This is a genomic window from Enterobacter cloacae complex sp. 277I4 (genome assembly GCF_050031465.1).
GTDB lineage: Bacteria > Pseudomonadota > Gammaproteobacteria > Enterobacterales > Enterobacteriaceae > Enterobacter > Enterobacter cloacae.
The window spans coordinates 1,443,924-1,465,573 of the sequence record NZ_JBLGWC010000001.1 but is presented as its reverse complement, the minus strand read 5'-3'; the positions used below and the strand labels follow the sequence as shown (position 1 = coordinate 1,465,573).

At 54.0% G+C, this 21,650-nt stretch carries 18 protein-coding genes and 7 tRNA genes; 22 read left to right on the top strand and 3 right to left on the bottom strand.

Features of this window, described 5'->3' with window-relative positions:
- Positions 1-137 precede the first annotated feature (137 nt).
- On the bottom strand, positions 138-2,087 hold the full coding sequence (nagE, locus tag ACQG19_RS07035) for a PTS N-acetyl glucosamine transporter subunit IIABC (protein WP_020684946.1): 1,950 nt from the start codon (positions 2,085-2,087) through the stop codon (positions 138-140).
- Positions 2,088-2,416: 329 nt separating this feature from the next.
- Between nagE and nagB the strand changes: the two genes are divergently transcribed.
- The 12 genes from nagB (at position 2,417) to ACQG19_RS06975 (ending at position 9,282) form a co-directional block, all read left to right on the top strand.
- Complete coding sequence (gene nagB / locus ACQG19_RS07030; protein ID WP_013097568.1) at positions 2,417-3,217, top strand: glucosamine-6-phosphate deaminase; 801 nt, start codon at positions 2,417-2,419, stop codon at positions 3,215-3,217.
- A gap of 55 nt (positions 3,218-3,272) precedes the next feature.
- Positions 3,273-4,421 carry an N-acetylglucosamine-6-phosphate deacetylase gene (gene nagA, locus ACQG19_RS07025; RefSeq protein WP_102751678.1) on the top strand — a complete coding sequence of 383 codons (1,149 nt, stop codon included), beginning with the start codon at positions 3,273-3,275 and terminating at the stop codon, positions 4,419-4,421.
- Between the two features lie 8 nt (positions 4,422-4,429).
- Positions 4,430-5,650: a DNA-binding transcriptional regulator NagC gene (gene nagC, locus ACQG19_RS07020; protein WP_013097570.1), complete on the top strand. Its 1,221-nt coding sequence runs from the start codon at positions 4,430-4,432 to the stop codon at positions 5,648-5,650.
- 45 nt (positions 5,651-5,695) lie between these two features.
- Complete coding sequence (gene nagD, locus ACQG19_RS07015) at positions 5,696-6,448, top strand: ribonucleotide monophosphatase NagD (RefSeq protein ID WP_013097571.1); 753 nt, start codon at positions 5,696-5,698, stop codon at positions 6,446-6,448.
- A gap of 249 nt (positions 6,449-6,697) precedes the next feature.
- Positions 6,698-8,362 carry an asparagine synthase B gene (gene asnB / locus ACQG19_RS07010; RefSeq protein WP_013097572.1) on the top strand — a complete coding sequence of 555 codons (1,665 nt, stop codon included), beginning with the start codon at positions 6,698-6,700 and terminating at the stop codon, positions 8,360-8,362.
- A gap of 227 nt (positions 8,363-8,589) precedes the next feature.
- Positions 8,590-8,666, top strand: a tRNA-Met gene (locus ACQG19_RS07005).
- A gap of 8 nt (positions 8,667-8,674) precedes the next feature.
- Positions 8,675-8,759: transfer RNA gene (locus ACQG19_RS07000), tRNA-Leu, on the top strand.
- A gap of 23 nt (positions 8,760-8,782) precedes the next feature.
- A tRNA-Gln gene (locus tag ACQG19_RS06995) sits at positions 8,783-8,857 on the top strand.
- A gap of 32 nt (positions 8,858-8,889) precedes the next feature.
- Positions 8,890-8,964 (top strand) — tRNA-Gln (locus ACQG19_RS06990).
- A 17-nt stretch (positions 8,965-8,981) separates the two neighbouring features.
- Positions 8,982-9,058: transfer RNA gene (locus ACQG19_RS06985), tRNA-Met, on the top strand.
- A 39-nt stretch (positions 9,059-9,097) separates the two neighbouring features.
- Positions 9,098-9,172, top strand: a tRNA-Gln gene (locus ACQG19_RS06980).
- 35 nt (positions 9,173-9,207) lie between these two features.
- Positions 9,208-9,282: transfer RNA gene (locus ACQG19_RS06975), tRNA-Gln, on the top strand.
- 105 nt (positions 9,283-9,387) lie between these two features.
- Here the strand turns inward: ACQG19_RS06975 and ubiF are convergent.
- Complete coding sequence (ubiF, locus tag ACQG19_RS06970; protein WP_058680561.1) at positions 9,388-10,563, bottom strand: 3-demethoxyubiquinol 3-hydroxylase; 1,176 nt, start codon at positions 10,561-10,563, stop codon at positions 9,388-9,390.
- Positions 10,564-10,698: 135 nt separating this feature from the next.
- On the opposite strand from ubiF, the gene miaB reads away from it, so the two are divergent.
- From miaB to rihA, 10 genes are all read left to right on the top strand, one after another.
- Entirely contained in the window at positions 10,699-12,123 is a 1,425-nt protein-coding gene (miaB, locus tag ACQG19_RS06965; protein ID WP_013097574.1) for a tRNA (N6-isopentenyl adenosine(37)-C2)-methylthiotransferase MiaB, read from the top strand.
- 163 nt (positions 12,124-12,286) lie between these two features.
- A complete protein-coding gene (locus tag ACQG19_RS06960) occupies positions 12,287-13,333 on the top strand; it encodes a PhoH family protein (protein WP_246931549.1) in 1,047 nt (348 codons plus the stop codon).
- Positions 13,330-13,797, top strand: a complete 468-nt coding sequence (gene ybeY, locus ACQG19_RS06955; protein ID WP_003858677.1) for an rRNA maturation RNase YbeY — start codon at positions 13,330-13,332, stop codon at positions 13,795-13,797. Before ACQG19_RS06960 ends, ybeY begins: the two co-directional genes overlap by 4 nt.
- Positions 13,798-13,886: 89 nt before the next feature.
- Complete coding sequence (gene corC, locus ACQG19_RS06950) at positions 13,887-14,765, top strand: CNNM family magnesium/cobalt transport protein CorC (RefSeq protein WP_013097576.1); 879 nt, start codon at positions 13,887-13,889, stop codon at positions 14,763-14,765.
- Between the two features lie 5 nt (positions 14,766-14,770).
- Positions 14,771-16,309 carry an apolipoprotein N-acyltransferase gene (gene lnt / locus ACQG19_RS06945; RefSeq protein WP_246931551.1) on the top strand — a complete coding sequence of 513 codons (1,539 nt, stop codon included), beginning with the start codon at positions 14,771-14,773 and terminating at the stop codon, positions 16,307-16,309.
- A 400-nt stretch (positions 16,310-16,709) separates the two neighbouring features.
- Positions 16,710-17,615 carry an amino acid ABC transporter substrate-binding protein gene (locus ACQG19_RS06940; protein WP_014883004.1) on the top strand — a complete coding sequence of 302 codons (906 nt, stop codon included), beginning with the start codon at positions 16,710-16,712 and terminating at the stop codon, positions 17,613-17,615.
- A 155-nt stretch (positions 17,616-17,770) separates the two neighbouring features.
- A complete protein-coding gene (locus tag ACQG19_RS06935; RefSeq protein ID WP_013097579.1) occupies positions 17,771-18,511 on the top strand; it encodes an amino acid ABC transporter permease in 741 nt (246 codons plus the stop codon).
- Entirely contained in the window at positions 18,511-19,185 is a 675-nt protein-coding gene (gene gltK, locus ACQG19_RS06930) for a glutamate/aspartate ABC transporter permease GltK (protein WP_013097580.1), read from the top strand. Before ACQG19_RS06935 ends, gltK begins: the two co-directional genes overlap by 1 nt.
- Positions 19,185-19,910 carry an amino acid ABC transporter ATP-binding protein gene (locus ACQG19_RS06925; protein WP_014831084.1) on the top strand — a complete coding sequence of 242 codons (726 nt, stop codon included), beginning with the start codon at positions 19,185-19,187 and terminating at the stop codon, positions 19,908-19,910. The genes gltK and ACQG19_RS06925 overlap by 1 nt, the downstream gene beginning before the upstream one ends.
- A gap of 120 nt (positions 19,911-20,030) precedes the next feature.
- The gene (rihA, locus tag ACQG19_RS06920) at positions 20,031-20,972 is read left to right on the top strand and encodes a pyrimidine-specific ribonucleoside hydrolase RihA (RefSeq protein ID WP_057071701.1); all 942 of its coding nucleotides are present in this window, start codon (positions 20,031-20,033) and stop codon (positions 20,970-20,972) included.
- Between the two features lie 79 nt (positions 20,973-21,051).
- On the opposite strand, the gene ACQG19_RS06915 is transcribed toward rihA, so the two are convergent.
- Complete coding sequence (locus ACQG19_RS06915; protein WP_014831082.1) at positions 21,052-21,534, bottom strand: zinc ribbon-containing protein; 483 nt, start codon at positions 21,532-21,534, stop codon at positions 21,052-21,054.
- Positions 21,535-21,650: the final 116 nt, after the last annotated feature.

Sequence of the window (21,650 nt, the reverse complement as noted above, 5' to 3'; positions counted from 1 at the left end):
CGGCATATGATCTTATAAGCCGGACGTAGTGACAACCCTTAAAACGTCCCGGAAGAAAATAATGGGGGCATTTGCTGCAAAAAAAAGCGGCGGAGGATCTCCCCCGCCGCTTAAGGCATGACTCTACTCAGGAGCGATTACTTGCCTTTAATCTCATACAGTGGCGTTTGCCCCGCAACCACCTGACCTTTTGCCTGAAGCACCAGGCCGCTGAAGTCGTCGATATTGCTGCATACCACCGGGCTTATCATCGAACGGGCATTGGCGTTCAGGAAGTCCAGATCCATTTCAAGAATCGGCTGGCCTGCAACCACTTCTGCGCCCTCTTCTACCAGGCGAGTAAAGCCCTGGCCGTTCAGCGCAACGGTATCAATACCCATATGAACCACGATCTCCGCGCCTTTTTCGGTTTCGAGGCAGAACGCGTGGTTGGTGTTGAAGATTTTCACGATGGTGCCCGCCGCAGGAGACACAACGGTTTTCTCCGTTGGTTTCACCGCAACACCGTCACCGACCGCTTTGCTGGCAAACGCTTCGTCAGGTACCTGCTCAAGCGCGACCACCTCACCCGTAACCGGTGAAACCAGCGCGGCGATAGTAGCGGCGTTTGGTACAGCCTGCGGTTTAGCAACCGGAGCATCAGCCACAGGCGCGCTATCCGTTGAGGCAGCAGCAACCGGTCCACGGGCAACCACTTTTTTCATTTCATCGCCGATAGATTCGGCTTTCGCACCCACAATAACCTGGATGGTTTGTTTGTTCAGTTTCACCACACCAGACGCGCCCAGGCGTTTGCACATGGCATCGCTTACGCGCGCAGAGTCGCCAACGGTCAGACGCAGACGGGTAATACAGGCATCAATGGCTTTCAGGTTATCGGTACCGCCTACCGCGGCGATATAGCTGGTTGCCAGCTGGGTCAACCCTTCTTCGGTATTGCTGTTTGCTTCACTGGTTACGACGTCATCTTTTGTATCCTCGCGGCCCGGCGTTTTGAGGTTAAACATACGAATAACCGCGCTGAACAGGAGGAAGTAGACGACGAAGAACACCAGGCCCATCACAACCAGCATCCAGACGTTTTTGCTGGCTGCCGGCAGGTTGTACATCAACACGTAGTCGATCGCACCGGCTGAGAAGGAGAAGCCCGCGTGAATGCCCAGCAGGGTGGCCACAAACAGGCTGATACCGGTAAGCACCGCATGCATGAGATACAGCAGCGGAGCCAGGAACATGAACAGGAATTCCAGTGGCTCAGTAACACCGGTCAGGAACGCCGTTACCGCAACGGAGAGCAGCATGCCGCCAACCATTGGGCGACGCGCTTTTGGCGCGGCCAGATACATTGCCAGTGCAGCGCCCGGCAGACCAAACATCATGATTGGGAAGAAACCGGACATGAACATGCCCGCGGTGCCGTCACCCGCGTAGAAGCGGTTGATATCACCGTGGAATACGGTACCTGCTGCGTTGGTGAACTCACCAATCTGGAACCATGCGATGGTGTTCAGAACCTGATGAAGGCCGGTTGGGATCAGCAGACGGTTGATGAAACCGAAGATACCTGCCCCCATTGCGCCCGCAGACACGATCCACTCACCGCCTGCATGAATGGCATGCTGTACCGGCGGCCAGACATAACCAAAGATAGCGGCCAGAATCAGACAGAAAAAGCCTGTCGCAATCGGAACAAAGCGTTTTCCGCCAAAGAAGCTCAGGAAATCTGGCAGTTTGATACCCGCCCAACGGTTGTACACTGCACCGCCGACCAGACCGGTAATAATACCCGCCAGAACACCCATGTTGATTTCAGGGTTGATGGTTACCATCGCTTTGGTCAGGATGAAATAACCGACTGCCCCTGCCAGCGCCGCGGCACCCGCGCTGTCTTTAGACCAGCTGGACGCCACGCCGATGGCGAAAATCAGCGCCAGGTTGTCAAATATCGCACCACCCGCTTGCGCGATAAACGGCACGTTAAGAAGATCGGGTTGCCCGAATCGCAACAGCAGTGCTGCAACCGGTAGCACGGCGATAGGGAGCTGCAAAGCCCTACCGAGGCGCTGGAAAAAACCTAAAATATTCATCCTATTCCCCCTACGAGACCCTTGTTAAGGCTCGTGCATTAACTATGTTTTTTATTGTGTCACGAACTAGAAATACAGTTGATGATTCACTGGCATTGTGAGTGTGTGAAAAATTAATTCGTATCGCAAATTAAAAGCGTACTTTTTGTGATTTTTGTCACCAAATATCGTTTATTACCCTCCCTTTCACTGGCTAACATCGAAAACTTATTTTATCATTCGAAAAATCAAGACGGATTGATCCGGCCTGAAAGGTTCCAGGTTACGCTTAAGTATCAGGTCCCGATACCCATCCGCCCACTCTTCTACTTAAACTCTTGAGGTGAACAATGAGACTGATTCCCCTGGCAACTGCTGAACAAGTCGGTAAATGGGCCGCTCGCCATATCGTTAACCGTATTAACGCCTTCAAACCAACCGCCGATCGTCCTTTCGTACTTGGCCTCCCTACCGGCGGCACACCGCTGACCGCATATAAAGCACTGGTAGAGATGCACAAAGCAGGCCAGGTTAGCTTCAAACACGTTGTCACATTCAACATGGATGAATATGTCGGCTTACCGAAGGATCACCCGGAAAGCTACCATAGCTTCATGCACCGTAATTTCTTTGATCACGTTGATATTCCAGCTGAAAACATTAACCTGCTGAATGGAAACGCGCCTGATATTGACGCAGAATGCCGTCAGTATGAAGAAAAAATCCGTTCTTACGGTAAAATCCACCTGTTTATGGGCGGTGTGGGTAACGATGGTCATATCGCGTTTAACGAACCCGCGTCGTCACTGGCGTCCCGTACCCGTATTAAAACGCTGACCCATGACACGCGCGTGGCAAACTCCCGCTTCTTTGATGGCGATGTGAACCAGGTTCCTAAATATGCCCTGACCGTCGGTGTCGGCACGCTGCTGGATGCCGAAGAAGTGATGATTCTGGTGCTGGGCAGCGTGAAGGCGCAGGCGCTCCAGGCTGCCGTTGAAGGCAACGTAAACCACATGTGGACCATCAGCTGCCTGCAGCTGCATCCAAAATCCGTCATCGTCTGTGACGAACCGTCCACGATGGAACTGAAGGTGAAGACGCTGAAATACTTCAACGAGTTAGAAGCTGAGAACATCAAAGGTCTGTAATTGAATAACCGCCTCTTCATGAAGAGGCGGCCGCTTTTTTTAACCGGGGGTCGTTATGTACGCTTTAACCCACGGTCGGATTTATACCGGCCATGAAATTCTGGATGACCATGCGATTGTTATCGCCAATGGCCTGATTGAACGTGTTTGTCCGCTGGCAGAGCTGCCGCCGGAGATTGAACAGCGCTCACTCAATGGAGCAGTAATCTCCCCCGGTTTTATCGACGTACAGCTGAACGGCTGCGGCGGTGTGCAGTTTAACGACACCGCAGACGCCGTCACCGTCGAAACGCTGGAAATCATGCAGAAAGCGAACGAGAAATCGGGCTGCACCAGCTATCTGCCAACCCTCATCACCAGCAGCGATGAACTGATGAAACAGGGTATCCGCGTTATGCGTGAATACCTGGCGAAACACCCAAATCAGGCTCTGGGTCTGCACCTTGAAGGGCCATGGCTGAATATGGTGAAGAAAGGGACGCATAATCCGGATTACGTGCGTAAGCCTGATGCCGAACTGGTCGACTATATGTGTGCCAATGCGGATGTGATCACCAAAGTGACGCTGGCACCTGAAATGACCGGTACTGACGTGATCAGCAAACTGGCCGCCGCCGGGATTGTCGTGTCAGCGGGCCATTCAAACGCCACGCTGAAAGAGGCAAAAGCCGGTTTCCGTGCGGGTATTACCTTTGCGACACACCTGTATAACGCCATGCCGTATATCACGGGTCGCGAACCGGGGCTGGTTGGGGCGATTCTGGATGAGCCAGACGTTTACTGCGGCATCATCGCGGACGGTTTACACGTCGATTACACCAACATTCGCAACGCCAAGCGGCTGAAAGGTGACAAGCTTTGCCTGGTGACGGATGCCACCGCACCGGCAGGTGCAAATATTGAGCAGTTCATTTTTGCCGGTAAAACAATATACTACCGCAACGGACTGTGTGTGGATGAAAACGGTACGTTGAGCGGCTCCTCCCTGACCATGATTGAAGGCGTGCGTAACCTGGTCGAGCATTGCGGCATTGCGCTTGAAGAAGTGCTGCGCATGGCAACCCTTTATCCTGCGCGTGCCATCGGCGCGGATAAACAGCTCGGCAGAATTGCACCAGGCATGGTTGCAAACCTGACGGCATTCACACACGATTATAAAATTATTAAGACCATCGTTAATGGTAACGAGGTCGTCACTGAGTAAGTAAAAGTATGACACCAGGCGGACAAGCTCAAATCGGTAATGTCGATCTCGTTAAACAGCTTAACAGCGCGGCGGTATATCGCCTGATTGACCAACACGGGCCAATCTCACGTATTCAGATAGCCGAACAAAGCCAGCTTGCTCCCGCCAGCGTGACAAAAATTACACGTCAGCTTATTGAGCGCGGCCTGATCAAAGAAGTCGATCAGCAGGCCTCCACCGGAGGCCGCCGCGCAATTTCCATCATCACCGAAACCCGCAATTTTCAGGCCATTGGCGTTCGTCTTGGTCGCCATGACACCACCCTGACGCTTTACGATCTGAGCAGTAAAGCCATTGCCGAAGAGCACTACCCTCTTCCGGAGCGCACCCAGGAGACACTGGAGCACGCGCTGCTCAATACCATCGCGCACTTTATCGAAAGCTGTCAGCGCAAGATCCGCGAGCTCATCGCCATTTCGGTGATCCTGCCCGGGCTGGTTGATCCGGAAAGCGGTGTCATTCGTTATATGCCACATATCCCGGTCGAGAACTGGGCGCTGGTGGAGGCGCTGGAAAAGCGCTTTAAAGTGACCTGCTTTGTGGGTCACGACATCCGCTCGCTGGCGCTGGCCGAGCACTACTTTGGTGCGAGTCAGGACTGTGAAGACTCTATTCTGGTGCGTGTTCACCGCGGTACCGGGGCGGGCATTATCTCCAACGGACGTATCTTTATTGGCCGTAACGGCAATGTGGGCGAGATTGGTCATATCCAGGTGGAACCGCTTGGCGAGCGCTGCCACTGCGGTAATTTTGGCTGTCTTGAAACGGTTGCCGCCAACGCGGCCATTGAGCATCGCGTCCGTCATCTGCTGGAACAAGGCTACCAGAGCCGCGTGACGCTGGATGATTGTAAAATCGGCGCCATCTGCAAAGCCGCCAATAAAGGCGATGCGCTGGCCTGCGAAGTGATCGAACAGGTCGGGCGCCACCTCGGCAAAACCATTGCCATTGCCATCAACCTTTTTAATCCACAAAAAGTGGTGATTGCAGGTGAAATCGTCGAGGCGGAAAAAGTGTTACTGCCCGCGATTGAAGGCTGCATTAACACCCAGGCGTTGAAAGCGTTTCGTCAGAATTTACCGGTCGTGCGTTCGACGCTGGATCACCGCTCTGCGATTGGCGCGTTTGCGCTGGTCAAACGCGCCATGCTCAACGGGATCCTGTTGCAGCATTTGCTGGAAAGCTAATCGGGACTTATAGTAACGCCTTCTTTTTTTGATGTCGGATTGTTCATGACCATTAAGAATGTAATTTGTGATATTGACGGCGTGCTGATGCACGACAACGTCGCCGTGCCAGGTGCTGCGGAGTTTCTACACCGCATCATCGACAAAGGAATGCCGCTGGTTCTTCTCACGAACTACCCTTCCCAAACCGGTCAGGATCTGGCGAACCGTTTTGCCACTGCGGGCATCAACGTACCGGACAGCGTGTTTTATACCTCCGCAATGGCGACGGCAGATTTTTTGAAGCGTCAGGAAGGGAAAAAAGCCTACGTGGTCGGTGAAGGTGCGCTGATCCACGAGCTGTATAAAGCAGGCTTTACCATTACCGATGTGAACCCGGACTTTGTGATCGTCGGCGAAACGCGCTCGTTTAACTGGGAGATGATGCATAAGGCCGCCTACTTTGTCGCCAGCGGCGCGCGCTTTATCGCCACCAACCCGGATACGCACGGCCGTGGTTTCTATCCGGCCTGCGGAGCACTGTGCGCCGGTATCGAAAAAATCTCCGGTCGTAAGCCGTTTGTGGTCGGTAAACCGAGCCCGTGGATCATTCGTGCCGCGCTGAACACGATGCAGGCCCACTCTGAAGAGACGGTGATTGTCGGTGATAACCTGCGCACCGATATTCTGGCCGGTTTCCAGGCGGGTCTGGAGACCATTCTGGTGCTCTCCGGTGTCTCTCAACTTGATGACATTGATTCGATGCCGTTCCGGCCGAGCTGGATCTACCCCTCCGTCGACGAAATTGACATTATCTGATTCAGAACCACGCCTCAGGGCGTGGTTTTTCATTTATAGCCCCGCCCAATAAAATCACATCTAACAAAAACGACAGTTCATTGCATAATCATCAATAAAACTGTTCATGACATACTCTTTTTTCAACATTCCGCAATCACCATTGCACTATTTTCGTTTAACCCGGTAAAACCCTTGCGCGCTCTTCTCCTTTGCGGCATTTTCATAAGCAAGCAACATTACAAAGCAACAGGGTTAACGGAGAAGGTTATGTGTTCAATTTTTGGCGTACTGGATATTAAAACTGACGCGGGCGAACTGCGTAAAAAAGCACTCGAGCTGTCCCGCCTGATGCGCCATCGCGGCCCGGACTGGTCCGGTATTTACGCCAGTGACAAAGCAATTCTGGCTCACGAACGTCTGTCGATTGTGGACGTCAACGCCGGTGCACAGCCGCTGTATAACGAGAAAAAAACACACGCGCTGGCTGTAAACGGTGAAATTTATAACCATCAGGCGCTGCGTGCCGAATATGGCGATCGTTACGCCTTCCAGACCGGCTCTGACTGTGAAGTCATTCTGGCGCTGTATCAGGAGAAAGGCCCTGAGTTCCTGGACGACCTGCAGGGTATGTTTGCATTCGCCCTGTACGACAGCGAAAAAGACGCTTATCTGATCGGCCGCGACCACATTGGTATCATTCCGCTGTATATGGGCCATGATGAACACGGCAACTTCTATGTTGCGTCTGAAATGAAAGCGCTGGTGCCGGTATGCCGCACCATTAAAGAGTTCCCGGCAGGTAGTTACCTGTGGAGCAAAGATGGCGAAATCCGTCAGTACTACCAGCGCGACTGGTTTGACTATGATGCGGTAAAAGACAACGTGACTGACAAAGCCGAGCTGCGTCAGGCGCTGGAAGATTCCGTTAAAAGCCACCTGATGTCAGACGTGCCTTACGGTGTGCTGCTCTCCGGCGGGCTGGACTCCTCCGTTATTTCAGCCATCACCAAGAAATTTGCGGCGCGTCGTGTTGAAGATCAAGAGCGTTCAGAAGCCTGGTGGCCACAGCTGCACTCCTTTGCCGTCGGGCTGGAAGGTGCACCGGATCTGAAAGCCGCGCAGGATGTGGCGAACCACCTCGGCACCGTGCACCATGAAATTCATTTCACCGTGCAGGAAGGTCTGGATGCGATCCGCGACGTGATCTATCACATTGAAACCTATGATGTGACGACCATTCGTGCATCCACCCCTATGTATCTGATGTCCCGTAAGATTAAAGCAATGGGCATCAAGATGGTGTTGTCAGGTGAAGGTTCTGATGAAGTGTTTGGCGGTTACCTGTACTTCCATAAGGCGCCGAACGCGAAAGAGCTGCATGAAGAGACCGTACGTAAACTGCAGGCGCTGCACATGTTTGACTGCGCACGTGCTAACAAAGCGATGTCCGCATGGGGTGTTGAAGCGCGCGTTCCGTTCCTGGATAAAAAATTCCTCGACGTGGCCATGCGCATTAACCCGCAGGACAAAATGTGCGGCAACGGTAAAATGGAAAAACATATCCTGCGTGAATGTTTTGAATCCTACCTGCCGGCGAGCGTGGCATGGCGTCAGAAAGAGCAGTTCTCGGATGGCGTTGGCTACAGCTGGATCGACACCCTGAAAGAGGTGGCGGCGAAACAGGTTTCAGACCAACAACTGGAAACAGCAAGCTTCCGCTTCCCGTACAACACGCCAGGCTCTAAAGAAGCGTATCTGTACCGTGAGATCTTCGAAGAGCTGTTCCCGGTACCGAGTGCTGCGGAGTGTGTGCCAGGCGGTCCTTCAGTGGCCTGCTCTTCAGCGAAAGCCATTGAATGGGATGAATCTTTCAAAGCGATGAACGATCCATCAGGACGTGCGGTAGGCGTTCACCAGTCTGCCTATAAATAAACACGTATTTGAACATCAGGCCCTGCGGGGCCTGTTTTTATTTGCCTTACATTTCACCGTCTAAAATCGATTAATAACCAATAATTGCCGAATATTCGGTCACGCTGTTCGCAACCTAACCAAACAGTCACATTCCGGCCATTTTCGTTGAAAAAGGTGTTGACGCTGCAAGGGTCTATACGCATAATGCGCCCCGCAACGCCGATAAGGTAACGCGAAAAAAAGATGGCTACGTAGCTCAGTTGGTTAGAGCACATCACTCATAATGATGGGGTCACAGGTTCGAATCCCGTCGTAGCCACCATCTTTTTTGCGGGAGTGGCGAAATTGGTAGACGCACCAGATTTAGGTTCTGGCGCCGCAAGGTGTGCGAGTTCAAGTCTCGCCTCCCGCACCATTCCCAGGTAAGCGTTGCACGGATGGGGTATCGCCAAGCGGTAAGGCACCGGTTTTTGATACCGGCATTCCCTGGTTCGAATCCAGGTACCCCAGCCATATTTCTTCGATCATGCGGTTCTCCGCGGTATTGGGGTATCGCCAAGCGGTAAGGCACCGGTTTTTGATACCGGCATTCCCTGGTTCGAATCCAGGTACCCCAGCCATCGAAGAACGCAGTACTGGCTACGTAGCTCAGTTGGTTAGAGCACATCACTCATAATGATGGGGTCACAGGTTCGAATCCCGTCGTAGCCACCATATTAAGATTATCGATCTGTTTCGGTAATAAAAAATTGTTGGGGTATCGCCAAGCGGTAAGGCACCGGATTCTGATTCCGGCATTCCGAGGTTCGAATCCTCGTACCCCAGCCAATTTAAAAGTCGTTAAGCAGTACGTTTAACGCAATTGGGGTGTCGCCAAGCGGTAAGGCTCTGGTTTCTGATACCAGCATTCCGGGGTTCGAATCCCTGCACCCCAGCCACTTAAAACAAACAAGCCCGCTCTGCGGGCTTTTTTGTTTTTGTACAGAATTGTGCGGCCTGATGCCCTCACCCTGGCCCTCTCCCACGGGGAGAGGGTAAAAGGATTAGAGTCCGAGAGCGTATTTGAGCGCCTGACGCTTCAAGCCGCCGGCGCGTTCCGCCGCCATCAATCCAATGTTTCGCAGAATACGCACCGGGGCCAGATCATTGCTGAAACCGGCATAGAACAGATCCATCCCAGACTGCATGATGAAGTTATCCGCCATACGTCGCGTCTGGTAGCGCTTGAGTACGTGATGGCTTGACCAGGCCTCCGCATGCGCACGTGCATTGCCCAGCACATCCAGTAAAGCATCAACGTCACGATACCCGAGGTTCACGCCCTGCCCCGCCAGAGGATGAATGGTGTGCGCCGCATCGCCCACCAGCGCCAACCCTTCACGGGCATACTGCAGCGCATGGCGACGTGTAAGAGGAAACGCCCCTGCGGCAACCGGCGTGATATGTCCCAGACGGGCCGGGAAGTGTTGCAGAATTTCACGCTGCAACTGCTCCATTGAAAGCCCCTGTAGCTGGCGAATGCGCGCCGGTTTGTCGTACCACACCAGCGACGCCCAGTTATCGAACAGCGGTAAAAAGGCATGCGGACCATTCGGAGTAAAGTGCTGCCAGGTACTCTCTCCCGGCGCATTTTCACACTGAACGGTGATCAGCATACAGGACTGCTCATACTGCCAGGCATGAACACCGATGCCCGCCATTTGTCTGACCTGCGAGTGAGCACCGTCAGCCCCAATGACCAGCTTCACGGCCAGTTCATCGCCGCTGTCGAGCGTCAGCGTGTAGCCGCTATTGTGAGGATGCAGCGCCTTCAGCGACGCAGGAACACACAGCGTCACCTTCGGATGCGCCTCCAGCGCCTGCCAGAGCGCCCGCTGGAGGACGTTGTTTTCCACCATATAGCCCAGACGCGGCAGCTTCAGCTCGGCGGCATCAAACGCGACGTGGGCATTTTCCCATTCCCAGGTTTCAAGGCGACTGTAAGGGTGAGCCCGCATATCGAGCACCGCCTCCCAGACGCCCAGCCCGCGAAGCAGATCGACAGAGGCCGCGCTGATGGCGGAAATGCGGACATCCGGCTTTGCCGTCGGGTCAAACTCAGCAGGTGCCGCCTGCTCAATAACCGTTACCTCAAATCCCTGCTGCGCCAGCCCCAGCGCCAGCGCGCCGCCGACCATACCGCCGCCGACAACGGCAATTTCGGTGTGTTGGAGTGTCATGGTCACTTTTCCTTATTGGAGAATCCCTTAAGTTTACCGGATTTTTGCAGTCCTGAGACGCATAACCTTCATACTGGTCACAACCCCACCAAAGCATTACAATACACGGCTTGCAATCCTGAGCTGAGCAAGTCGATGACTAAAAAACTCCATATAAAAACCTGGGGCTGTCAGATGAACGAATACGATTCATCCAAGATGGCCGATCTGCTGGATACCACCCACGGATACCAGCTGACTGAAAATGCGAAAGAAGCCGATGTGCTGCTGCTGAATACCTGCTCAATTCGTGAAAAAGCGCAGGAAAAAGTTTTTCACGTTTTAGGTCGCTGGAAACTTCTCAAACGAAAAAATCCGGACCTGATCATCGGTGTGGGTGGCTGCGTCGCGTCGCAGGAAGGTAAGCTGATTCGTCAGAGAGCCCCCTATGTGGATATTGTCTTTGGCCCCCAGACCCTGCACCGCCTGCCGGAAATGATCAACAAGGTGCGCGGCGATCGTAGTCCGGTCGTTGATGTCAGCTTCCCGGAGATCGAAAAATTTGACCGTCTGCCCGAGCCGCGTGCGGATGGCCCGACCGCGTTCGTCTCAATCATGGAAGGCTGCAACAAATACTGCACTTATTGCGTGGTGCCTTATACCCGTGGTGAGGAAGTGAGCCGCCCGGCAGACGATATTCTGTTTGAAATCGCGCAGCTTGCCGCACAGGGCGTACGCGAAGTGAACCTGCTGGGTCAGAACGTGAACGCCTGGCGTGGTGAGAACTACGACGGCACCACCGGCAGCTTTGCTGAACTGCTGCGCCTGGTGGCCGCGATTGACGGTATCGACCGTATTCGCTTTACCACCAGCCATCCAATGGAATTCACCGACGATATTATCGACGTTTACCGCGATACGCCGGAGCTGGTGAGCTTCCTGCATTTGCCGATTCAGTGCGGCTCTGACCGCGTGCTGAACCTGATGGGGCGTCCGCATACGGTGCTGGAGTACAAATCCACCATTCGTAAGCTGCGTGAAGCGCGTCCGGATATCCAGATAAGCTCCGACTTTATCGTTGGCTTCCCTGGTGAAACCGCTGACGACTTCGAGCGCACCATGAAGCTCATCGGCGAAGTGAATTTTGACGTCAGCTACAGCTTCATCTTCTCTGCGCGCCCTGGCACACCGGCGGCCGATATGGTTGACGATGTCCCGGAAGAAGAGAAAAAACAGCGTCTGTACATTCTGCAGGAGCGTATCAACCAGCAGGCCAACGCCTGGAGCCGCCGCATGCTCGGCACCGTGCAGCGTATTCTGGTGGAAGGCACCTCCCGTAAGAGCATCATGGAACTCTCAGGCCGTACCGAAAACAACCGCGTGGTGAATTTCGAAGGCACCCCAGACATGATCGGTAAATTTGTGGACGTCGAGATTGTGGAAGTGCTGACCAACTCGCTGCGCGGAAAACTGGTGCGCACCGAAGATGAGATGGGGCTGCGCATTGCGCAATCTCCTGAATCCGTCATTTCCCGCACGCGTAAAGAAAACGATTCTGGCGTTCGGGTTTACCAGCCATAATCCTTCAGGCCTGCCTTCCCGGCAGGCCTTGTATTTCCTCTCAACGTCCCCAATATCTTCCGCAACGCTTGCGCCTTTTTTCCATGGCGTGAATAATTTCGGTAATGACCGTTTTATTACGCCTGAGGGCGCCGGGCCAGTTAACCAATCAAAGAGGAACAGTTTGAACATAGACACGCTTGAAATTAGCCTAACGCCAGCAGACAACGCTCGCCTGCTGAGCCTGTGCGGGCCGTTTGATGACAACATCAAACAACTGGAGCGACGTCTGGGTATCGAAATCAATCGTCGCGATAATCATTTCAAACTCACCGGACGCCCTATCTGCGTCAATGCGGCTGCGGACATCCTGCGTAACCTGTATGTCGATACCGCCCCGATGCGTGGCGAAACTCAGGATATCGAACCGGAACAAATTCACCTCGCCATTAAAGAGGCGCGCGTGCTTGAGCAGAGCGCAGAAAGCGTGCCGGACTATGGCAAAGCCATCAATATCAAGACCAAACGTGGCGTCATCAAGCCGCGTACACCGAACCAGGCGCAGTACATTGCCAACATTCTCGACCATGACATCACCTTCGGCGTAGGTCCGGCGGGTACAGGTAAAACCTATCTGGCCGTCGCCGCTGCGGTTGATGCGCTGGAGCGCCAGGAGATCCGCCGTATTCTGCTGACCCGCCCGGCGGTTGAAGCAGGTGAAAAACTCGGCTTCCTGCCGGGGGACCTGAGTCAGAAGGTGGATCCTTATCTGCGCCCACTGTACGACGCGCTGTTCGAAATGCTGGGCTTTGAGAAAGTTGAGAAACTTATTGAGCGTAACGTGATTGAAGTCGCCCCGCTGGCCTACATGCGTGGCCGTACCCTTAACGATGCGTTCATTATTCTGGATGAGAGCCAGAACACCACCATCGAACAGATGAAGATGTTCCTGACGCGCATCGGCTTCAACTCGAAAGCGGTTATCACCGGTGACGTCACCCAGATTGACCTGCCGCGCAGCACCAAATCGGGCCTGCGCCACGCCATCGAAGTGCTGGCTGAGGTGGACGAAATCAGCTTTAACTTCTTCCACAGTGAAGACGTGGTACGCCACCCGGTGGTCGCGCGTATCGTTAACGCCTATGAAGCCTGGGAAGAGGCCGATCAGAAGCGTAAGGCCGAACTGGTCGCAGAACGTAAGCGCGAAGCGCAGGAGCAAGAACAGAAATGAGTCAGGTGATCCTCGATTTACAGCTGGCCTGTGAAGATAATTCCGGCATGCCAGAAGAGGCGCAGTTTCAGAAATGGCTGGATGCTGTTATCCCCCAGTTTCAGGAAGAGTCAGAAGTCACGATTCGCCTGGTGGATGAAGCAGAAAGCCATGAGCTTAACCTGACCTACCGCGGGAAAGATAAGCCAACCAACGTGCTCTCTTTCCCGTTCGAAGCCCCACCGGGTATTGAAATGCCGCTGCTCGGCGATCTGATCATCTGCCGTCAGGTGGTGGAACAGGAAGCCAAAGAGCAGCAAAAGCCGCTCGAGGCCCACTGGGCGCATATGGTCGTCCATGGAAGCCTGCACCTGCTGGGCTACGATCATATTGAAGATGACGAAGCGGAAGAGATGGAGTCCCTTGAGACAGAGATAATGCTTGCTCTGGGCTATGAGGATCCGTACATTGCCGAGAAAGAATAGTCAGACAACCGACTGACTAACATGCCGCCGCGTAAGGAAATAGCGCGGCGGTAAACATTGAACTGACGAGAGAACCCTTAACAAACGCCATGAGCGACGACAATTCACACAGTAGCGACACGACAAACAGTAAAAAGGGATTTTTCTCCCTCATTCTGAGCCAGCTTTTCCATGGTGAGCCCAAAAACCGTGATGAACTGCTGGAGCTGATTCGTGATTCCGGGCAAAACGATCTTATCGACGAAGATACGCGCGAAATGCTCGAAGGGGTAATGGACATCGCCGACCAGCGCGTTCGCGATATCATGATCCCCCGCTCGCAAATGATTACCCTGAAACGTAACCAGAGCCTCGATGAATGCCTCGATGTGATTATCGAATCCGCTCACTCCCGTTTCCCGGTCATCAGCGAAGACAAAGATCACATCGAAGGGATTTTGATGGCCAAAGATCTGCTGCCGTTTATGCGCAGCGATGCCGAAGCCTTCAGCATGGAAAAAGTGTTACGCCAGGCCGTGGTTGTGCCGGAAAGTAAACGTGTGGATCGGATGCTGAAAGAGTTTCGCTCCCAGCGTTACCACATGGCGATTGTGATTGATGAATTTGGCGGCGTGTCAGGCCTTGTCACGATCGAGGATATTCTTGAGCTGATCGTGGGCGAGATCGAAGACGAGTATGACGAAGAAGAAGATATCGACTTCCGTCAGCTTAGCCGCCATACGTGGACCGTTCGCGCTCTGGCCTCCATTGAGGATTTCAACGACGCCTTCGGCACCCACTTCAGCGATGAAGAGGTGGATACCATTGGTGGGCTGGTGATGCAGGCCTTTGGTCATCTTCCTGCCCGCGGCGAAACCGTTGACATCGATGGTTACCAGTTCAAAGTGGCGATGGCCGACAGCCGACGTATTATACAGGTTCATGTCAGAACGCCGGACGACTCACCGGTGCCAAAACTGGAAGATTAATGTAAATGGCATTTGCCCCACTGCTTGAACGCCAGCGCGTCCGTTTGCTGCTGGCGCTGTTACTCGGAGCCAGCGGTACGCTGGCTTTTTCTCCTTACGATATCTGGCCTGCAGCCATTCTCTCCCTGATGGGGTTACAGGGGTTAACCCTGAATCGTCGTCCCGTTCAGGCTGCAGCCATTGGCTACTTCTGGGGGCTGGGGCTGTTTGGATCCGGCATAAACTGGGTCTACGTCAGCATCGCCCAGTTTGGGGGTATGCCGGGGCCGGTTAACGTCTTCCTTGTGGTTCTGCTGGCCGCCTATCTCTCGCTCTACACCGGTCTGTTTGCGGGCATTCTCTCCCGCCTGTGGCCTAAAACCAGCTGGCTGCGCGTTGCCATTGCGGCTCCCGTGGTCTGGCAGATCACCGAGTTTCTGCGTGGCTGGGTACTGACCGGCTTCCCGTGGCTGCAGTTTGGCTACAGCCAGATTGACGGCCCGCTGAAAGGTCTGGCGCCAGTAATGGGCGTTGAAGCCATTAACTTCCTGCTGATGGTGGTGAGCGGCCTGCTGGTGCTGGCGCTGGTCACGCGTAACTGGAAACCACTGGTGGTGGCGCTGGTTCTTTTCGCTCTGCCCTTCCCGCTGCGTTATATCCAGTGGTATACCCTGATGCCAGAGCGCGCCACACAGGTATCGATGGTGCAGGGAAATATTCCGCAGGCGATGAAGTGGGATGAAAAAGAGCTGCTGAACACGCTGAAAATTTACGCCAACGCCACTGAAGAGGTGATGGGTAAATCACAGCTGATCATCTGGCCTGAATCTGCCATTCCGGATCTGGAAATTAACCAGCAGCCGTTTCTCAACATGATGAACGATCTGCTGCGCGCGCGCGGCAGTACGCTGATCACCGGGATTGTGGATGCGCGTCTGAATCAGCAGAACCGCTACGATACCTACAACACCATCATTACGCTCGGCAAAGACAGCGAGTACAGCTACACCTCGACTGACCGGTATAACAAGAATCACCTTGTTCCGTTTGGCGAGTTTGTTCCGCTGGAATCGATTCTGCGTCCGCTGGCACCATTCTTTGACCTGCCAATGTCCTCTTTCAGTCGGGGGCCGTATGTGCAGCCGCAGCTGCATGCACACGGCTTTGCCCTGACGGCGGCCATTTGCTACGAGATCATCCTCGGTGAACAGGTGCGCGATAACTTCCGTCCGGATACGGACTTCCTGCTGACCATCTCTAATGATGCCTGGTTCGGTAAGTCGATTGGTCCGTGGCAGCACTTCCAGATGGCGCGGATGCGTTCACTGGAGCTGGCGCGTCCGCTGTTGCGCAGCACCAACAATGGCATCACCGCCGTGATTGGACCGCAGGGTGAAATTCAGGCCATGATCCCGCAGTTTACGCGCGACGTGTTGACGGCTAAAGTCACGCCGACAAGCGGCCTGACGCCATATGCCCGCACCGGCAACTGGCCGCTGTGGATCCTGACCGCCCTGTTTGGCTTTGGGGCTGTGCTGATGAGCCTTCGTCAGCGTCGTCGCTAATCTTACCTTCTGTTGCCGGGTGGCGCTGACGCTTACCCGGCCTACATTTCGCTTCGTCGGTCGGGTAAGGCGTAGCCGCCACTCGACAGTTCCCTCCCAAATTTCAATTCTGGCACGCCTATTGCTTTGTTTGTTCAGGTAAACGCAGTTTGGCTTCGTGTGCAACCTTGTCGCACCAGCATAGATCGCCGGTAGCACCGAAACGGTGCAACGAGAGATTTCTGCCTTGGAATGGTGCGGCGCGCTTCGCAAAAATAAACAATAACGCAGCAAAATCTTTACATTAAGCCAGACTAAATGTTAACAAGCTTGCATAACACTGCACTCGCATAGCGCGAGATATAACAACATCACAATGGGTATCAATGCGTCACTGACGCTGATAAGAAAGGAGTTGGGTATGCAATTACGTAAACTGGCCACAGCAATGCTGGTAATGGGGATGTCCGCAGGCGTCGTTCACGCTGAAGACGCGCCGGCAGCCGGCAGCACTCTCGACAAGATTGCCAAAAACGGCGTGATCGTGGTCGGCCACCGTGAATCTTCTGTCCCGTTCTCTTACTACGACAACACGCAAAAAGTCGTGGGCTATTCACAGGACTACTCTAACGCCATCGTTGAGGCCGTGAAGAAAAAGCTGAACAAACCCGACCTGCAGGTAAAACTGATTCCAATCACCTCGCAGAACCGTATCCCACTGCTGCAAAACGGCACCTTCGATTTTGAGTGTGGCTCAACCACCAACAACCTTGAGCGTCAGAAACAGGCCGCCTTCTCCGACACCATCTTTGTGGTGGGGACCCGTCTGCTGACTAAAAAAGGCGGCGACATCAAAGATTTTGCTGACCTTAAAGGCAAAGCCGTTGTTGTGACCTCCGGGACAACCTCAGAAGTGCTGCTGCACAAGCTGAACGACGAGAAGAAAATGGATATGCGCATCATCAGCGCGAAAGACCATGGTGACTCCTTCCGTACGCTGGAAAGTGGCCGTGCCGTCGCGTTTATGATGGATGATGCTCTGCTGGCTGGCGAACGTGCAAAAGCGAAGAAACCGGACAACTGGGATATCGTTGGTACCGCCCAGTCGAAAGAAGCCTACGGCTGTATGCTGCGTAAAGACGATCCGCAGTTTAAGAAGCTGATCGATGACACCATCGCCCAGGTGCAAACCTCCGGTGAAGCGGAAAAATGGTTCGACAAATGGTTCAAGAACCCAATTCCACCCAAAAATCTCAACATGAACTTTGAACTGTCTGACGACATGAAAGCACTGTTCAAATCACCAAATGACAAGGCTCTTAACTAATTAGAACTACAGGGGCGGGATCTCCTGCCCTCTCGATTGTCGGGAAGCATGGACAGACTATACGTTGAGTGGTCGTTCCCCACTCAGCGCGAAAAATGAGCTTCTCACCAATCTTCGAGGGTAGCGCTGCTACCCTTTTTTTTCTGGAGTTTATTATGTCAATAGACTGGAACTGGGGCATATTTCTGCAACAAGCCCCGTTCGGCAACACAACCTATCTTGGCTGGCTGTGGAGCGGCTTTCAGGTTACCGTTGCGTTATCGATAACGGCGTGGATTATTGCGTTCCTTGTCGGTTCACTGTTCGGTATTCTGCGCACCGTCCCTAACCGTTTTCTCTCTTCTATCGGCACGCTGTATGTGGAACTGTTCCGTAACGTTCCGCTGATCGTGCAGTTCTTTACCTGGTATCTGGTCGTTCCTGAACTGCTGCCGGAAAATATTGGCATGTGGTTCAAGTCGGAACTGGATCCTAACGTACAGTTCTTTGTCTCCTCGATGATGTGTCTGGGGCTGTTTACCGCCGCGCGCGTGTGCGAGCAGGTACGCGCCGCTATTCAGTCGCTGCCGCGTGGACAAAAGAACGCGGGTCTGGCGATGGGGTTAACGCTACCGCAAACCTACCGCTACGTCCTGCTGCCTAACGCCTACCGCGTCATTGTTCCACCGATGACCTCAGAGATGATGAACCTGGTCAAAAACTCGGCCATCGCCTCCACGATCGGTCTGGTCGATATGGCGGCGCAGGCGGGTAAACTGCTGGATTATTCCGCCCACGCGTGGGAATCCTTCACGGCAATTACGCTCGCGTATGTTCTGATTAACGCTTTCATCATGCTGGTGATGAACCTGGTTGAACGCAAAATTCGCCTGCCGGGCAATCTGGGGGGCAAATAATGTACGAATTTGACTGGAGTTCCATTGTTCCTTCCATGCCGTACCTGCTGGATGGCCTGGTGATCACCTTAAAAATCACGGCGATCGCCATCATCGTCGGTATCGTCTGGGGCACCCTGCTGGCGGTAATGCGCCTGTCGAGCTTCAAACCGCTCGCCTGGTTTGCCACTGCCTACGTTAACGTTTTCCGCTCTATCCCGCTGGTGATGGTGCTGCTGTGGTTTTACCTGATTGTTCCCGGATTCCTGCAAAACGTTCTGGGACTGTCACCGAAAACCGATATCCGCCTGATTTCCGCGATGGTTGCGTTCTCCATGTTTGAGGCCGCTTACTATTCCGAGATCATCCGTGCGGGCATACAGAGTATCTCACGCGGGCAGTCCAGCGCGGCGCTGGCGCTGGGGATGACCCACTGGCAGTCCATGCAGCTCATTATTCTGCCGCAGGCGTTTCGCGCCATGGTTCCCCTCCTGCTGACCCAGGGCATCGTGCTGTTCCAGGATACCTCTCTGGTATATGTCCTGAGCCTGGCAGACTTCTTCCGTACCGCGTCCACCATCGGTGAGCGCGATGGTACGCAGGTTGAGATGGTGCTCTTCGCAGGTGCGGTCTATTTTGTGATTAGTTTAAGCGCGTCGCTGTTGGTCAGTTGGCTGAAGAAAAGGACGGTATAATGATTTCCCTGAAAAATGTTTCTAAATGGTATGGGCACTTTCAGGTGCTGACCGACTGCTCCACCGAAGTCAAAAAAGGTGATGTGGTGGTAGTGTGCGGGCCGTCCGGTTCCGGTAAATCGACGCTGATCAAAACGGTTAATGGTCTGGAGCCTGTGCAGCAGGGTGAAATTGTTGTTAACGGCACCAAAGTGAACGACAAGAAAACCAACCTTGCCCAGCTTCGCTCCCACGTGGGGATGGTGTTCCAGCATTTTGAACTGTTCCCTCACCTCTCCATCATCGAGAACCTGACGCTGGCGCAGGTGAAAGTGCTTAAGCGTGACAAAAAAGCGGCGCGTGAGAAAGGGCTGAAGCTTCTGGATCGCGTGGGGCTTTCTGCGCATGCCGATAAGTTCCCGGCACAGCTTTCCGGCGGCCAACAGCAGCGTGTGGCGATTGCTCGCGCACTGTGTATGGATCCGGTGGCAATGCTGTTCGACGAACCGACCTCCGCACTCGATCCCGAAATGATCAACGAAGTGCTGGACGTCATGGTTGAACTGGCCCACGAAGGGATGACCATGATGGTGGTGACCCACGAAATGGGCTTCGCCCGCAAAGTGGCAAACCGCGTGATCTTTATGGATGAAGGCAAGATCGTTGAAGACTCGCCGAAAGAAGAGTTCTTCGCCAACCCGAAATCCGAACGCGCTAAAGACTTCCTGGCTAAAATCCTGCATTAATCTTCTCAGTGCGCAATCTGCAGATTGCGCACTGTCTCACGCTTTCATGCTCTGCTTCTCGTCGGCGTCACATTGCAGCGTTAACCTTGTCACAAAATAACGCTACGTATGGAGAACGCTATGGCACAGCCTATTATTTTCGATTGCGATCCGGGTCATGATGACGCGATTGCCCTCGTCCTTGCACTTGCCTCCCCTGAACTTGAAGTCAAAGCTGTTACCTCATCTGCCGGCAACCAGACGCCGGATAAAACCCTGCGCAACGTCCTGCGTATGCTGACCTTGCTAAAGCGCCCCGATATTCCCGTGGCCGGTGGCGCGGTCAAACCGCTGATGCGTGAACTGATCATTGCCGACAACGTACACGGAGAAAGCGGCCTGGACGGCCCGGCGCTGCCGGAACCGGGTTTCGCCCCGCAATCCTGTACCGCCGTGGAGCTGATGGCAAAGGTACTACGCGAGAGTGCTGAACCCGTCACGCTGGTAGCAACGGGCCCGCAAACCAACGTTGCGCTGCTGCTGAACAGCCATCCTGAACTGCACAGCAAAATTGCCCGTATCGTGATTATGGGCGGAGCCATGGGGCTGGGTAACTGGACGCCTGCGGCGGAGTTCAACATCTTTGTTGACCCGGAAGCGGCGGAGATCGTCTTCCAGTCGGGTTTGCCGATTGTGATGGCCGGGCTGGATGTTACCCACCGGGCGCAGATTATGGCGAATGACATTGAGCGTTTTCGTGCGATTGGCAACCCGGTTGCCACGACCGTGGCCGAGCTGCTCGACTTCTTTATGGAATATCACAAAGCCGAGAAATGGGGATTCCACGGCGCGCCGCTGCATGACCCGTGCACCATTGCCTGGCTGCTGAAGCCTGAGATGTTTACCACGATAGAGCGCTGGGTTGGTGTGGAGACCCAGGGGAAATACACCCAGGGGATGACGGTAGTGGATTACTATTCACTGACGGGGAATAAACCGAATACCACGCTAATGGTGGATATCGATCGGCAGGCGTTTGTGGATTTGCTGGCGGAGAGGCTCGCATACTATAGTGCGGCCTGATGCCCTCACCCCAACCCTCTCCCACGGGGAGAGGGAGCAAACACTAAAAACGGCAACGTGGTTGCCGTTTTGCTTTTACCTAGGGCTCAAACGGCCGACGCTGGAACTGATCGTGCCCGCACTTCGGACAGAGTGACAGCACCTCCGGTGTATAAACGGCAATATGGTGATGGCATTTCTCACAGACCAGATTTCCCAGCCCCACCACTTCGCCGCTGTGATACACGCCGTGATGATTCAGATCCTGAAAGACTTCACGCCACTCCAGCTGTGTTTTATCGGTAATATCCGCCAGCTCCTGCCAGAGGCTCTCCTTGATCACCCGCATAAATACGCTGTCGGTCACCTCGTCCTGGCTCTCCTGGTAACTGCGCGCGAACTCTTCGAGGTCACGACGCACGGCGCGCGTCACCTCTTCCACTTCGGTTCGCGTTAACTCACCCGTTTGCGTCACGCGCGCACGCGCCTGTTCCACCAGCGCGTCGATATCACGCTCGCCGTTACGCAGCCGTTCCGTCAGTGTTGCCACCAGTTCGCGGTAAAATTGAGCAACCTTGTTCATCATTTTGCCTCCCGGGTAAGTAACTATTTCTAATAATAGACCTTATTTCATCGCCGCTTTGTCAGGTGAACCACAGACCCGGTAAATTCCTGCAAAGCGCATTTGTGCGAAAGGCT